Source organism: Saccharococcus sp. Marseille-Q5394, assembly GCF_946901335.1.
GTDB classification, from domain to species: Bacteria; Bacillota; Bacilli; order Bacillales_A; family Planococcaceae; genus Sporosarcina; species Sporosarcina luteola_C.
In genome coordinates this window covers 1,206,776-1,222,943 of sequence record NZ_CAMPPQ010000002.1, presented here as the reverse complement: position 1 = coordinate 1,222,943, position 16,168 = coordinate 1,206,776, and the positions used below count along the sequence as shown (strand labels likewise).

12 protein-coding genes and 1 pseudogene are annotated in these 16,168 nt (G+C 40.6%); 1 reads left to right on the top strand and 12 read right to left on the bottom strand.

Features of this window, described 5'->3' with window-relative positions:
- Positions 1-105: 105 nt before the first annotated feature.
- The 4 genes from OC538_RS16730 to OC538_RS16715 all read right to left on the bottom strand — a co-directional run bounded on the left by OC538_RS16730 (position 106) and on the right by OC538_RS16715 (position 4,924).
- Positions 106-996 carry a 5'-3' exonuclease gene (locus tag OC538_RS16730; protein WP_251696750.1) on the bottom strand — a complete coding sequence of 297 codons (891 nt, stop codon included), beginning with the start codon at positions 994-996 and terminating at the stop codon, positions 106-108.
- A 426-nt stretch (positions 997-1,422) separates the two neighbouring features.
- Positions 1,423-2,901, bottom strand: coding sequence for a histidine ammonia-lyase (hutH, locus tag OC538_RS16725; protein ID WP_262177461.1), 1,479 nt, complete (start codon positions 2,899-2,901; stop codon positions 1,423-1,425).
- A gap of 168 nt (positions 2,902-3,069) precedes the next feature.
- Entirely contained in the window at positions 3,070-4,377 is a 1,308-nt protein-coding gene (locus tag OC538_RS16720) for a DUF4179 domain-containing protein (RefSeq protein WP_262177459.1), read from the bottom strand.
- Complete coding sequence (locus tag OC538_RS16715) at positions 4,352-4,924, bottom strand: sigma-70 family RNA polymerase sigma factor (protein ID WP_251696755.1); 573 nt, start codon at positions 4,922-4,924, stop codon at positions 4,352-4,354. Before OC538_RS16715 ends, OC538_RS16720 begins: the two co-directional genes overlap by 26 nt.
- 129 nt (positions 4,925-5,053) lie before the next feature.
- Here OC538_RS16715 and OC538_RS16710 point away from each other — a divergent pair, with 129 nt between their 5' ends.
- Entirely contained in the window at positions 5,054-5,737 is a 684-nt protein-coding gene (locus OC538_RS16710) for a hypothetical protein (RefSeq protein ID WP_251696757.1), read from the top strand.
- 117 nt (positions 5,738-5,854) lie between these two features.
- Here the strand turns inward: OC538_RS16710 and OC538_RS16705 are convergent, their stop codons facing one another.
- The 8 genes and pseudogenes from OC538_RS16705 to OC538_RS16670 all read right to left on the bottom strand — a co-directional run bounded on the left by OC538_RS16705 (position 5,855) and on the right by OC538_RS16670 (position 16,161).
- Positions 5,855-6,844, bottom strand: coding sequence for a polysaccharide deacetylase family protein (locus tag OC538_RS16705; protein WP_262177452.1), 990 nt, complete (start codon positions 6,842-6,844; stop codon positions 5,855-5,857).
- Between the two features lie 49 nt (positions 6,845-6,893).
- On the bottom strand, positions 6,894-8,570 hold the full coding sequence (locus tag OC538_RS16700; RefSeq protein WP_262177449.1) for a GNAT family N-acetyltransferase: 1,677 nt from the start codon (positions 8,568-8,570) through the stop codon (positions 6,894-6,896).
- A gap of 41 nt (positions 8,571-8,611) precedes the next feature.
- Positions 8,612-10,285 (bottom strand): GNAT family N-acetyltransferase, encoded by a 1,674-nt coding sequence (locus OC538_RS16695; protein ID WP_251696763.1) that lies wholly within the window; start codon positions 10,283-10,285, stop codon positions 8,612-8,614.
- A 74-nt stretch (positions 10,286-10,359) separates the two neighbouring features.
- Entirely contained in the window at positions 10,360-11,871 is a 1,512-nt protein-coding gene (locus OC538_RS16690) for a lipopolysaccharide biosynthesis protein (protein ID WP_262177445.1), read from the bottom strand.
- A gap of 70 nt (positions 11,872-11,941) precedes the next feature.
- The gene (locus tag OC538_RS16685; protein ID WP_251696873.1) at positions 11,942-13,048 is read right to left on the bottom strand and encodes an aminotransferase class I/II-fold pyridoxal phosphate-dependent enzyme; all 1,107 of its coding nucleotides are present in this window, start codon (positions 13,046-13,048) and stop codon (positions 11,942-11,944) included.
- 72 nt (positions 13,049-13,120) lie between these two features.
- A pseudogene (locus OC538_RS16680) lies at positions 13,121-13,708 on the bottom strand (sugar transferase); the annotation flags it as partial.
- Positions 13,709-13,711: 3 nt separating this feature from the next.
- Positions 13,712-14,881: a glycosyltransferase family 4 protein gene (locus tag OC538_RS16675; protein WP_262177442.1), complete on the bottom strand. Its 1,170-nt coding sequence runs from the start codon at positions 14,879-14,881 to the stop codon at positions 13,712-13,714.
- Positions 14,881-16,161, bottom strand: coding sequence for a nucleotide sugar dehydrogenase (locus OC538_RS16670; protein ID WP_251696768.1), 1,281 nt, complete (start codon positions 16,159-16,161; stop codon positions 14,881-14,883). Before OC538_RS16670 ends, OC538_RS16675 begins: the two co-directional genes overlap by 1 nt.
- Positions 16,162-16,168: the final 7 nt, after the last annotated feature.

Genomic DNA, 16,168 nt, shown 5'->3' with positions numbered 1-16,168 from the left:
GCAAAAGTCCATAAACGCTTCTAAATACGCATAAACGCTCCTAAAAGCGCATAAACTCCCTCAAAACCTCATAAAATGGAAAATTCACGCATAAACCGCCAGCGATTACGCAATCAGCTCCGGAAATAACGAGTTCAACTGTCTGACAATCATGGAATAGCCCTTTTCCTCCAAGTGTTCCCTCGCTTCAGAGTAGTCAGGGAGGCTCAATTGCTCGATCGGATCATTGAAATCAAGCTCGCAATGGATTTGCGCGAGTTGTTTCGATAAGAGCAGCATATCCATATCCGTTTCAATCTTCTTTCTCATGCCTGGAGCTAGTTCGCCAATTGACTCAATGACACTTTCAACCGTTCCGTATTCCTTCACGAGTTTCAAAGCGGTTTTCGGGCCGATTCCTTTTACACCCGGATAGCCGTCGCTCGCATCTCCCGTAAACGCCTTCACTTCCACGAACCGCTCGGGTGCAATCTCGTATTCTTCAACAAAACGGTCTTCTGAATAAATATCGTACACATTGTAGCCTTTCTTCATGAAAGCGATGCGCACACCTGGACGCAGCAGCTGTAAAAGATCCTTGTCTCCTGTGACGATTGTGATATCCGCCTTGCCTTCCCATTCGCAGACGAGCGAGCCTATCAAATCGTCGGCTTCCATTCCTGGAATTCCGTAATTCTTCCAACCGATCAGCTCGGACACTTCCCGCGTCATATCAAACTGCGGTACGAGTTCAGGCGCTGGTGCTGGGCGGTTCGCTTTATAGCCATCGAATAGGTCATTCCTGAACGTATGCGCCCCCATATCCCAGCAAACTGCCATATGGGTTGGATTGAAAATCGAAGCTGCAGTCAAAGCATGTCGGGCAAATCCTTGAACACCATTTGTCGGGACTCCATCATCGTTCGGAAAGAAATGTCCCATTGCGGACGTTGCAAAAAACGATCTGAATAATAAAGCCATGCCGTCTATAAGCAAAATATGTGGTTTATTCTCCACTAAGTTGTCCTCCTCAAATCTTTATCTCGTACACGTACTTTCTCCAATAATTCAATGATAGCAAACTTTGCCTCGTGTTTGAACAGGTTGAGTCGATTTGAACGAATGAGAAGTATTTCCATGAAAACGAGAACTTCCCGGCAGGAACGAGAACTTTATGGGGATTAATGAGAAGTCTTCTGGATTAATCGAGAACTAATCAACTTGGATTGAGAACACTTGCCAATTAGACGAGAACTGCAGCAAGGGGGCTTCACTTTGAGCGCGGAACATCCTGCTTTGAGCGCGAAACACCTCACTTTGAGCGCCAGCTGACTTGCTTTGAACGCGAAACACCCCGCTTTGAGCGGTCCTGTACCATTGATCAACAATAGAGGCTGACTCAGAAAGTCAGTATTCACCTACCTTCCGCTCAACCTCCGCTGCTCACATATTCAAGTAGTCTGCGATTTTTTCAATATCCGGTCCGAAAACCCGGTCTTCATCAATTGGGGTTACGACATGCAGAAGACCTTCCAGCGCCTTCCGTGTTTTCGGCGCCATTTTCTCGACGCCTCGGAACGTGCAACCCGTTACAGCGCATAACGCTTCTATAGCAAGGACATTTCTTGCATTCTTTATTATTTGCTGTGCATGCCTTGAACCGATTGTCCCCATCGACACATGATCTTCTTGGTTGCCGGATGAAGGAATTGAGTCGACGGACGCTGGATGCGCCAACGTTTTGTTTTCCGACACAAGGCTTGCTGCCGAGTATTGCAATATCATAGCTCCCGATTGCAGCCCAGGCTGTGGACTAAGGAAAGGTGGCAGGCCTTCATTTAAATGCGGATTGACGAGTCGCTCAATGCGGCGCTCGGAAATATTTGCGAGCTCAGCCACACCGATTTTCAAGAAGTCCATCGCGAATGCGATCGGTTGCCCATGGAAATTCCCTCCGGATACGACAACCTCACCTTCTTCAAAGATGAGCGGATTATCAGTTGCCGCATTCATTTCAATCTCCAGTTTTTCCTTCACATACGAAAGCACTTGCCAGCTCGCTCCATGGACTTGCGGAATACAACGGATTGAATAAGCGTCCTGAACACGCTTTTCCCCCTGCACCGTTGTCAATTGGCTATCATCTAGCCAATCCAACATTCTCGACGCGACATCCACTTGCTCTTTATAACCGCGCGCTTCATGAATGGCGGGATGGAAAGCATCAGTAATTCCATGCAACGCTTCCATTGTCATAGAAGCAATCCATTCGCTGCTATATGCCAGTTTTTCCGCCTCCAGGTAATTGACTGCGCCTTGCGCGGTCATAGCTTGCGTGCCGTTAATTAACGCAAGCCCCTCCTTTGCTTCAAGGACAATCGGCTCCATCCCGAATTCCCTCCACACTCGCTCAGCCGGAATATGCCCCCCATCACGCCAAACGAACCCTTCCCCTAACAGAACTAGTGCCAAATGGGATAGCGGCGCAAGGTCTCCTGACGCTCCGAGTGATCCTTGCTGCGGGATGACCGGGTGAATTCCGTTATTCACCATGAAAGCAAACCGTTCCAGCACTTCAACCCGGATTCCTGAGAATCCTTTCATTAGCGCATTCAACCGCAGAACGACCATGGCCCGTGAAACAGTTTCAGAAAAATGTTCACCGACGCCGCATGCATGTGAGCGGATCAAGTGCAGCTGCAAAGCCTTCGTATCCTTTTCGTCGATTTTGACATCGCTGAATTTGCCGAAACCGGTATTGATGCCATACACAGTCTTGTCATTCTGAACAATCCTATCGACCGCTTCTCTGCTCTTTTGAACACGTTCCAATGCATTGGCATTTAACACTACCTTATTCCCTTTATATAAAATACCTTCCATTTGTTCGAGTGTAAGAGTAGATCCGGTTAATTCAATCATTCAAACCATCCTTTCGGCTAGAGAATATCATCTGTTACTGTCCATCGTACACGATGCCAAAAGGATTTTGGTGATTTTTACGAAGATTTGTTCTATAGTAATGTGATGTTGTTTTAGTGTGCTGATGTAATGAAAAATCCACGGATAACAATTATCCGTGGATCCAAGCTACTTGATTTTGATTTTTACGTCGCCTTTAATGTAGGACGGATATGCGTGCAATGGAAATTTCAAAGGATTTTTAAATTCCACGTCCGGCAATTCCAGTCCAAAGTAATTGATATCGTCAGCACCGGGGTAAAAGGATCCAGACTTCGGAGAAAGTGCTTTGCCTTCTACATCATAAAAAGTTGAAAACGGGTCATGATAGTACCCTTTTCCGCCTTTCAATTCAATTTCCAAATGCGAGCCAGTTATCTTTAAGTTGTTGAATCTTTCGTCCCTTGGCTGCTTTAAGATCTTTTGCGTCTCTGTGTCGATGATCAATTCGGCTTCGTCTTTATCCATCGCCATCAGCTTGTTGAACTGGAGGTAAAGATGTTGCGTATCCCTGAAATAATTACTTTGCAGGAAGTAACTAATAACAGGGGAATCTTCACTCCAGCTTGCTGATGATCCGTTTTTAATGGCGCTCCATACCTCACCTTTTTCATCCACAATTTGCAAGTCTTCGAATCCGAAGATTTTTTTCGTATTTTCGGCGTCGTATTCTACCTCCACAGCTGTCTTTATTGGTCCAATTGTGATTGAGTGGATGTGGATTTTCTGTCCATCGACGACAACAGTTTTGTTAACTGCATATTGTTCTCTTTTCACGGGTTTCAATTCCACTTTAAAAGGGATTTGAATTGTCTCAATTACTTGACCATCTCTAATGTCATCAGCAAATCGATACTCCAAAATCATTTCTTCTGTCGGCACTGGACCCTTAAATTTAATCTCTGTCGTATTGGTCGCTAATAAGTCATTTTTGGGGTTCCACGACGTACCAAAGGATTGATCATTTGGGATTTCCTTCCCGTCGGTATCGAGTATTCGATATCTATTTAAATATCGTTCAGGGTGCTTTTTATTATTCTCGATTTTTGAAAAGACGATCAAACTCGTTTCATCGGTAATAATGCCTTCGAGTGTGACTTTTACGCCTTCTGTTTCGCCTGTTGTCCCGATAATTTGGTAGTGCTCATTTTCAATTGCCATTTGAATTCCTTTATTGTCTTGGATTAGCTCGACAATTCCTGAAAATCCTGGAATCGATGACACGGCATTTGCAAAGGCAGGAGATACTCGGATAGATGTGACAAAAACGAGCATAAGAATGGCAGCTACAGCTGTAGACCACAAGCCACGTTTTAAAAAGCCACATTTTTTATTTTCACGATTTCTTTTAGCTGTTTCGAACCCGATTTGTATAGCTTGGTCCAATCGTTCCGCAGGGACTTCCCTCTTCTCAATTTCCTCTTTCCACTTCTTCAATTTTCTTTCCTCTTCCGGCAAGTTGACCCTCCTCCTTTCCATCGAAAAATGATCGTAATGATTTGACTGCTTTATATAACCTTGTTTTCACGGTTCCTTCAGGCGTAGATGTCATATCGGCAATGTCTTTGATTTTGATATCATGGAGATATTTGAGATGCACTAATTGCCGATCTTTTTCTGATAAATGACTAAGTGCCTCTTCCACTTCCATGTATGTGAAATCATCGCTAATCCCTTTTAATTCACCCATGCCTTCATCAAACACATAACGCTTCTTTTTTTGAAGGACGTCATTACAATGATTCATCATAATCCGGATCAGCCATGTCTTTGCATATTCCGGCATGCGCAACGTTTTTATTTTCTCAAAGGCGCGCATTGTCACTTCCTGTACAGCGTCCAACGCGTCATCTTCGTTTTTCAAATAGGCGAGTGCTGTTCTAAAAAGCGCTTCTTTATTCAAAGTGATTAACTGCAAAAACGCCTCATCATCTCCATGAATGGCCCTTTTTGCAATTTCTTGCTCAGTTTCTTGCTCAGCCAATTCCCCACCTCCAATTGCCCTCTATACATTAGACCCCAATACACGAAAAAAGTTTTCGTACCCAAGAGTCCAACCCATTTCTTTCATTGTTACATAAGATAGGAGGAATCGCTTGAAGGGAGAGACATGATGACGAATACGAATAATTTCGGGGATGAACAATGGTATCCACAGTTGCCTGAAGGCTATACAGGGGGGGCTGATGGAATGCAAGGACAGGGGATGGGAGGATTTATGCCAGGCACCGGCATGCCGAACTACGGCATGGACTGGATGTCCGGCATGGGCATGCAGAATTTCGACATGAATTATGGAGGTTCGGCAGCTCAGTTGCCATTCGGTTCTCCAGGATTTCCAGGCGGAGGGTTTCCTGGGCAAGGCAGACCTGGATTCCCAGGCGGAGGGTTTCCTCCGGGACAGGGCGGATTTCCTCCTGGTCAAGGTGGATTCCCGGGCGGAGGATTCCCGGGCGGAGGATTCCCAGGACAGGGCGGACCTGGATTTCCGGGTGGCGGATTTCCAGGGCAAGGCGGCCAAGGCGGCCAACAAGCGCCATCTTCCCCACCGCCGAACTACACACCGTCCTATCCAGGCGGTAATCAACCATCACTTTTCGCTGTCGACCCAGGCGCAATCAGAGGATGCTTGTTCAGGTATACGTTTGTTTGGACTTCCAGACGGAACGGTTTCTGGTACTTCCCTACATTCGTCGGCCGTACGTCTGTCGCGGGATACCGCTGGAGACCAAGCCGGCGCAGATGGGAGTATTTCGGAATCGATTTGAATCGGATTGACCAGTTTACTTGTTTTTAAAACAGGAAAGAAAAGACCGACTCTATTGAGCCGGTCTTAACAGAAATATTCATTTTCCAAACTAAACCTCCATCCAGTTCAATCTCGGATGGAGGTTTTTCATGGAACATAAGTTGATCATTCTCTTTTCACCTTCGATACTAAGTCCGAGGCTTCCGCCATACTAAGGCTCTCAAAGCCGTATTCATTCCTTAAATTTGATACTAGCTGGAGAATCTCAGTCAAAAACCGAATGTTTTCATCGATGTTTTTACCGAAATTATGAGGATGCCACCAAAGGTGAAATACTTCACCTTTCTGAGCGGCATACGTTATGCCTTTTTTAATTCTTCGTAAACGCAAAGGCTCCAATATTCTCAACTTGGCAATGTAAGGACGTAAAAATCGGCTAGAAGGCAAATTTACGACAGGTTTTGTCTCAACTTCCGAAATTCGATACGTATCATGTCCGCAAACATTCAAATAACTATCCAATAATCTAAGCGCTCGTTTCATGATCCCTTCGCTATGGTAACGACTTGCCCTATAAGGCCAACCTAGTTCATTACCTCTATAGCATTGAATTCCATACTTTTTACAAACTTGTAAATAACTTTGATTCGTCTGGTTTCTAGGAAACACTATCGATTTAAAGACATGGCCGTTAGAGTTAGCTATTCGTAACGCAGCTTGTAAATCTGCTTCAAAGCTTTTTTCGTTTTGTCCTTCTTCTAAACAATAATAATGCGAAAATGTGTGGGTCGCAATTTCCTGATTCGGATAATTTTCAATTTGCTTTATCAAAGATTTTGCATAATGAAACGGATCTATTAACTCATTTTCTCCAACAACATTTAGTTTTTTATATGGCGAAAAATTACTGTTTTCGTAGTTTGGCTGGAGCGATGGTAAACTATCCAACAGCTCTTTTTTATTTTCACAAAAGAGCATTCCAACGGTTGCCCAAGTAGCATGAATATCGAAGCGGTGAAATAATTCAAGCATTTGCGGTATTGCTTCTCGAACCCCAAGCAGGTTTTCTCGATACTGTTCTAATGAAATAACATCATGTACGCCCCAATTCAATTCAAAATCAAGCGAGATGATGATTGCGCCTTGTTTGCTCATGCTTTTTTTTCTGAATATAAATTCTCCTTACCTATTGTAATGGTATATGTTATTCAAAATCCTTGCTGATTTCTTGTACAAAACCAAGGAATCTCCTTTTGAACACATATTTGCTTATAGTAAATCCTACACCTTCCAATTTGGCTCTTTTATATTTTGAACGAGCTTCCACACTCACATACAACGTATTCACCGCGTTGTTTCTTTTTACAAATGAGCATATCTTCTCTATATTATCAATCGACCAATGCTGAATGAATGCAGATTTTTTATGAAGTTCTTCTGAATAGGATATGCTTTCGATACGCATGACTCTTTCATTCATCCAAAATATTGAATGAATCGACAAACAATCTACGGGGTAGTAGCCTGTGTAACCAGCAAATATCTTTTTACAAACTTCCTTCAAATAGCTATTGGCAATACTAGGACAAGTAACAGCATCTCCTATCGTCAATTCGATAAAATCTCCGGAATCAAATAAACCTGGAATGTCTTTTTTCTCTATCTTATATACAATGTACTTCTTTCTTTCGTATAAATACTTTTTGACACGAGTCAAATACGCGACTAATTCTTCCTTTATAGTTTTAGATTCTGTATTGAATACATTCCTACTAACATAAAGCAGCTTCCCAATTGTATTGCGGATAAACAGGACGAAGCTGTAATTTTTCTTCATTCGCTCAAGCAATGATTCTTTCAATGTGAAAAAGTGACGAACAGTCTTTCCAATCAACGAGTTAGATGAGAAAATCATTTTTCTTGTATAATCTTCACCTGTATTCAATTCGAATTTGGATGGTTCATACCCAATACTTAAATCAAATATTGTCACTGCATTTTTCATACATTGTAATGTCTTTTGCTTTTCAAGTATTATTCCAGGTCCGAATACGTGGAAATCATCATCATAACCCTTTACATACCCAACAAATCTTCCCCGGCAAAGGAAACCATACTGAAAAGCGATCATCTTGTCGTTGATGTAAAGTCCATCAATTTCCGTTTGCATCGATCCATCCTGAATACCGGCAAGACCTCGAAAAAACTCTTTACCTTTGTCACTCGTAAATCCACTTGTAGACCTTCTTTTCTTCCACCTTTTTTCAAACAGGTGAAAGACTGAATCCATTTCTTCTGGGTTGCTTCGTAAAAACTTCACTGCTCCATTTTTTCGTAATCGCTTTTCCCTTTTGTCAATCCGATGGAGTCTTTTTCTTTTATCGCTATATTGTTCAAGCTCTATTTCTTGTAGATGAATGTATGGGGTAATTACTCGATGGATTGAAAAAGCAGATTTCCTTTTCTGTACATAAGCTTCTAAACTATCAGATGTCTTGTCACTCTCAAGTAATCCATGTAAGTAAAACACAACATTCTTTTGTACTTTTATCAATTCGTCAAATACGAATTCGATAACATCGTCTAACAAATGTTCGTATACAACGAAATTCATGTAATTTGCAAGTCCGAAGGCTATAAAAGTATACGTATGACTAAACCATCTTGTTTTGTGGATAAAAGGGAAAAATCCAATCGGTTTTTCATCTAGGATTACGAGCATAATTTCTACATTGTATTCATCGCCAAAATGTTTCCACCATTCATAAACCCAAACAAATTCGACAAATGGGTTTGTATTTTGATTTTCCTCCAATATGAGCGACCAATCATTCCGGTACTGTTCAAGTTGTTCCAGTGATGTAATCCGTGTGAGCTCCATACTTTCCCCCTTTCAATAGTATGAATTGTCCTGCTAATTTTTCATTCAATGATTTCATACTTTTCATTTCCAAAAAATGTTCGTTTGTAGATTTGTTTGCAATTGGAAAAACCTGCAGTTACGAGTACTCTAGCATCATTTTCCGAATGATCTTTTACAGTTACAAACACTGTATTCGCTTTGTTGCTTTTCTTGACAAAGGAGCATGCAGCCTCCAAGTTCCCATCATGCCAATTCTTGAAATGAATGGCTTTTCTCCCGAGGCGTTCACTATAGGAAATAGGGCCAATTCGGAGTACCTTATCATTCATCCAAACTATATCTTCAAATGCTAGATCTCCAGCCGGATAATACCCCTTATATCCTCGATACATCTTTTCGCAAATTTCCTCTAAATGTTGCTCGGAAATAGCTGGACTGCTCATCGCGTCGTTGATCGTCAATTCGATAAAGTCATTAGCGTTTTCTCCTACAGGTACGTCTTTGTTCTCCATTCGATAAACAAAATAACGTTCTTTTTCATATAAGAATTTTTTTACGCGAATGAAAAACTCTTGTATTTCTCCTCTTGCACCTGCCGACTCTTTTTTGTTGAATAGGTTACGGAAAACAAATAGAATCTTACCGATTGTAATTCGGATAAACAGTACAAATTCATAGTTCTTCTTCAGTCGTTCGATCAATGATTCCTTCATTGATAATAAGGATCGTGTCATTTTTGCGGTCATTGCAGGAGATGAAAAGATCATTTTTCTCGTGTAATCCACATTTGTATTCAATGCAAATTTGTATGGTTCATAGCCGATACTTAAATCAAATACCGTCATCATATCTTTTTTGCATTGCAATATTTTTTCCCTTTCGAGTACTCTTCCCGGGCCAAACGGTTCAAAGTTATCATCAAAACCTAAGACATACGAAAGCACTCTTCCCCGACATTTGAATCCGTAATGGAAAGCAATCATCGTGTCATTAATGTAAAGTGCATCGAGTTCCGTTTGCATTGGGCCTTCTTGAATACCGACAAGACTTCGATAAAATTCTTTATCTTTGTCATTCGTAAATCCGCTTGTGTCACGCTTTTTCTTCCATCGTTTGTCATGTAGTTGAAAGACCGTTTCCATTTCTTCTTGTGCGCTCCGCGAAAACTTTACTTCTCCATTCTCTCGTAACCGCTTTTCTCTTTTATTAAGCCGGTGAAGCTTCTTTCTCTTTTCCATGTATTCTTCAAGCTTTATATCTTGTAAATTAATGAATGGGGTGATGACTCGGTGAAGTGAAAAAACTAAACTTCGTTGTTGTAAATAATCCTCAATAATACTTGGTGTTTGACTACTTTCAAGTAATCCATATAAGTAGAACACAATATTTCTTTTCTCTTTGATCAGTTCATCAAATATAAATTCGATAACTTCCTGTAACAAATGATTGTATACAACAAAATCCATATAATTTGCGTGACCGATGGCCATAAAAGAATACAGATGACCAAACCATCGTCTTTTGTGAATGAAGGGAACAAATCCTATAGGCCTATCATCCTTTTTGACGAGCATGATCTGCATATCATATTCATCCCCAAAATGCTTCCACCATTCATAAACCCAGACAAATTCAATAAACGGATTTGTGTTCTGATTTTCTTCTAATATGAGCGACCAATCATCCCGGTATTGTTCAAGTTGAGCCAGAGTTGTAATCCGTGTGAGCTCCATAATCTCCTCCTCTAAATAGCATGAGTCGTATCAAACTAATTTCTCATTCTATTTATACATTTTTTTTACTAAAATCACCGTCGTCCACTGAACCCCTTAACTTTCTTTACTACCGGCAAAACCATTTGATACAGTGTATTCAACTCTTGTACTCTCAATATCTTGCTAATAATTATATAAATTGCAATACCAATGGTTATTTGACTAATAAGTTGCAGTAGATCATTACCATCCATGAATCTTCCAACCTCAAATACTACAAATCCCATCATAAAAGAGATTAAAAAACTTGGTAGTAGATCCTTTATCTGTTCTATAGACGAATACTCGATTTCTCTCGACGTATAGTACGAATTTATTAAAAAAGAAACAAACGAGCTAATAACTGAAGTCCATATTAAACCGATAATGCCGAACCCAAACACTAAAGAAAGTACAATCAAAATCGCCAATAAACTCTTTTTGATAATCTCCATTTGCAAAATTAAGTCCGATCTTCCCTTCACTTGAAGAACATTTTGATTGATTGAGTGAAGTGGATAGAACATACCCGCAAAGCATAATAATTGAAAATAGGCAACTGAAGGAATCCATTTATCGCCAAATAATACAATAAACAGCGGTTTCGCGATTGCTGCTAAACCAACCATTAAAGGAAAGTTAATAAATGCTGAAGTCTTGATAACAGACTTAAATCCATATGTCATACGTTCTTCTTCTTGTTGAATGCTACTAAGAACTGGATAGGTGACTCGCTGTACGGTCGAAACGATAGCAAATGAAGCAAGGTCTTTAATTTTAACTGAGTTTGTATAATAACCAAGTTGATTTGTGAGATGCATTTTTCCTATAATAACGAAATAACTATAATAAAAAAGAGTATCAATAAGTCCTGATAGTAATAATTTGTATCCAAAACTATAAAATTTTTTAAATGATTGGACCTTAAATGTCAAAGATGGTATCCACTTATTAAAGTACCAAAGTAGTACCGTCTGAATAGATTGCAAAGCGATCATATTCATAACGAGGCTCCAAACACCAAATCCTGACATTGCTAAAAATATTGTGAGACCTCCAGAAATAATTACAGCGATGAGACTTATCTTTGTTAATGTTTTAAAATCCACTTTCTTCACTAGCATTGCTTTTTGAATAATTGCTAATGCATTGATGACAAGTACTAAGGTAATTACTCGAATGATGTTTGTCAGTTGGGGTTCTTCGAAAAATACACTGAACATATTCGCCGTACTAAATAAAATTCCGTAAATGACTAGCGAAATAAATAAGTTGAAATAAAAAACAGTAGAATAGTCTTCTTGGGTCGTATTCTGATCTCGTATTAACGCTTGGGAAAATCCACTATCCACAATTGCGTTGGAAACGGATATAAATACTAAAACCATCCCAAGAATCCCAAAATGCTCTGGAAGCAGTAGCCTAGCAAGAATAATCTGTACGAGAAATTGTATGCCATGGTTCGCCAGTAAATCCGTGAAACTCCAAAAAACCCCTGTGATTGTTTTACTTTTTAACGACATCGGAGTCGGCATTTTTTCACCTATTTTATATATTGATAACACCTTTTGTACGCTATTTCATGAAGATACACATGAAATATTTTGCCAATAGAGATGCGATTTCATCGCATCTCTATTGTAGTTTCTTTCTAATTACACTAATAACCCTTTCCTGCTCTTTCACAGTCATGTTCGAACCGGAAGGCAGACAAATTCCTCTCGCAAACAAGCGTTCACTAACGATTTCATCCTTTGCATGTGGATAAAACTTACATCCTGCAAACAACGGTTGCATATGAAGCGGCTTCCAAACCGGTCTCGCCTCAATATTCTCCACTTCAAGAGCATCAATCAGTTCATTTACCGTTACGCTCAGTAGTTCCGGATTCAATTCCATCGCAGTCAACCAACGATTCGAATAGGTCCCTGCCAGCTCCGGCATGAGTGAAACACCTTCAATTCCTCCAAGTGATTTTTCATAACGGGCAAACACGGCTCTTCTTGCCTTTACACGATCATCCAGCACCTCTAACTGCGCACGGCCAATCCCTGCTAGAATATTGCTCATACGATAGTTATAGCCAACAGTTTGATGCTGGTAATGCCTAGCTTTCTCTCTCGCTTGGGTTGCTAAAAAGCGGGCACGCTCCACTTTACCATCGTCATCGGATACGAGCATCCCGCCTCCTGAAGTTGTAATGATTTTGTTGCCATTGAATGAAAAGATGCCAAACTTACCAAACGAACCGCTTTTCTTTCCCTTATAATAGGAACCAAGTGATTCCGCAGCATCTTCAATTACGGGAACTCCATACGAATCACAAATTGCCATCAGTTCATCCATCTTTGCACTTTGTCCATACAAGTTAACGATCACAACGGCTTTTGGAAGCTTCCCTTTTAGTTGTGCCTCCTCCATTGCACGTGTTAATGCAACAGGTGACATATTCCACGTCTCATATTCGGAATCTACGAAAACGGGTTCACCGCCAAGATATAAAATTGGGTTTGCACTTGCAACAAATGTCAAACTTGAACAGAAGACGATATCTCCTTGTCTAACGTCCAACAACTCCAAAGCAATGTGGATTGCGGCAGTCCCGGATGTCATAGCAGCTGCTCCGGTAGTTCCACTATACTTGGCGACTTCTTTCTCAAATTCATCTACATTCTTTCCAAGTGGCGCGATCCAATTTGTTTTAAAAGCCTCATCTATATATTTCTGCTCGTTCCCACTCATATGTGGTGTTGAGAGAAAAATTCTTTTCGGCTCCAAATCATTACTCCTCTTTTCGCCCAATATCGTTTTAAGGATATAATTTATATCTCTCAAAAAATTATAATTCCGAACATACTCCACGTTCAGTTTCACTTTATCAGGAAAAAGGATATGATCATTATGCCATTCAGGATCACCTACGTTTGCCAATATCTGTTCTTCATTTTTATATTTAAGAGAAGCAGGTCCAGTAATTCCAGGTCTTATCGTTAAAATGATCCTATCTTCCCCTGTTAACGTATCCGCATAGCCAGGGACATCCGGTCGAGGGCCCACAAAGCTCATATCGCCTTTCAATACATTCAATAGCTGAGGCAACTCATCAATTTTTGTTTTCCTGAAAAACCGGCCACATATAGTGATTCTTGCATCACGGCTTGTTGTTACCGTAGACCCTTTATACTTTTCATCTTTCATTGTTTTTATTTTAATCACTTTGATAATCTTACCGTTTTTACCTACACGTTCTTGTATGAAAAAACCACTACTTCTCGTTTCGATTGAAGCAATTAGGAAAGCTATCAGTATAATCGACGCTGTCATGATGATCCCTATTATAGAAAACAGAAGATCAAAAGATCGTTTTACAATCCTCTCAAAAAAAGTAAGATTGTTTTTCATTCCTCACTTCCTTGGTCTTTTGTTCAGTGACCTTTCCTCTCTAAATTGGTTAAATACTTTCATCTGTCTTTCTAAAACTACTTTCTCATTGAACTCTTCCAGAAATAGTCTTCGTGAATTTTCCCCGAACAGCTTCAACTTGGTCTCATCTTTCAATATTTCGATAATCGTATCCGCTAATGAGTTACTATCTTTAGCCTTGCACAAGTATCCGTTAACATCAGGAAAGACTTCTTCTCTGCATCCCCGGACATCAGTCGCGACAATCGGTTTACCCATTGCCATCGCTTCAATGATTGAACGTGGCAACCCTTCACGGTAAGAAGGCAACACAAACAAATCCGCTGCACATAATAGTTCGGGTATATCCTCTCTCATCCCTAAAAGTTGAATCCTTTCTTTTGTTTCAAAAGGCATTGATTGAATAAGCTGTTCAACATTCATCCCATCCCGATCCCCAGTAACTGAATCGCCGACGATCAGTAATGTTGCGTCCTTTATTTCGTTCAGAACCAAATGAAATGCTTCAATGAGTTCAACGATGCCTTTTTCCCTTACTAATCTCCCAACAAATATAATTACTTTTTCATCGTTACTACCTAATGACTCTCGACTCTTCTCTCTGCTGTATAATTCCGGGTTAAATCGATTACCCGAGACACCATTGCTAATATGAATGAGGTTTTCCGGCTTTTGAAAGCATTTCGCTAAGGCCAATTCATAATCTTCTTTGCTTTGGAAGAAAAGTTTATCTGTAAAATACTTAGCCCAAATCTTTTCGAGCCAATAATTAATTTTATAGGGTATTGGTTTCATATTTTCGTGGAAGTAAAATCCGTGGGCAGTATAGACGCTTAACGGTACGTTAACCAATCGTGCTGACACTCTTGCAACGAGACTGGCAACTGGGGTATGTGAGTGGACGATGTCAAATCTTTCTTTTCTTATCAATTTCACTAATGCGACCATGCTTTTAAAGTGGCTAAAGACATTCATATTTCGTTGAAACGGTATGTGGTGAACCACATAGCCATCCTTTTCAACTTCATATCCAGCCTCATCTTTATAACAAGCGATATGGACATCGTATTTCTGTTCAATCATCTCATCTACAAGTGGCAGCAAAAACTTCTTTACAGTAAAGCTTACATTGGTAATTTGTAAAACTTTCATTATAATCTCCATAAATGAATCTGTTCTGGCTTTCTTGCCTTGTCAAGCACACTCTTAATATCCATAACAATTCCTTTACCATGTTTTAATAATCGATCGAACTGGGACCACCCTTCATTGACATACTCCATATGAGATACTGCCAAAACAACGGCATCCGCAGGTGGTAGTTTGTCGTAAGGTGTCAGTGAGAGTTGATATTCAGACAATGCCTCATTAGAATCTGCGTGCGGATCGGCTACTTGCACTTCCACACCAAATTCCTGCAGCTCCCGAATTACGTCTATTACTTTAGAGTTTCGAAGATCTGGGACATTCTCTTTAAATGTCAGTCCAAGAACAGTTACCTTTGCACCTTGCACGGGCAGATTGAGCTTTATCATTTTTTTTACCAATGCCCTCGCAATATAACGTCCAATCCCATCATTTATTCGACGACCGGCCAGGATGACTTCTGGATAGTGGCCGACAGTCTGTGCTTTATGGGTTAAATAATAAGGATCCACACCAATACAGTGACCACCAACTAAGCCTGGAGAAAATTTAAGGAAATTCCATTTCGTGCCTGCCGCTTCCAATACTTCTGCCGTGTCAATCCCGAGGCTATCGAATATCAAGGCTAATTCGTTCATAAGTGCAATATTAAGGTCTCTTTGCGTATTTTCAATTACTTTTGCTGCTTCCGCTGCACGAATTGAACTGGCTTTATATACACCCGCTTGGACAACATCGCTATATACTTGAGCAATAGTTTCCAAAGCTTCAGGCGTTTGACCCGATACGACTTTTGTGATTTTCGTAAATGTATGTTCTTTATCACCTGGATTAATACGTTCTGGAGAATAGCCGACGAAAAAATCGACGCCCGATTTCAGGCCTGAATGCTTCTCTAATTCAGGTATGCACTCTTCCTCTGTAACGCCTGGGTAAACGGTTGATTCGAATACAACGATTGCTCCCTTTTGAAGGTTTTTGCCCACTGTTTCGGAAGCACGTAGTAAAGGTGACAAATCAGGTTGTTTATGTGCAGTGATCGGTGTGGGAACGGACACGATCAAAAAGTCAGACTCCTTCAATCTGTCACTATCAGACGTGAAATCAATCTGTGCTTCCCTTAAATCATCCACCGCTACTTCATTTGTATAATCGACACCGGTCTGTAATGCGGAAATACGATGTTCATTTATATCAAAGCCGATTACCGGGTGTTTTTTTCCGAAAGCAACCGCCACAGGTAACCCTACATATCCTAAGCCGATAACAGCTATTTTTCTATTCATCACAGAC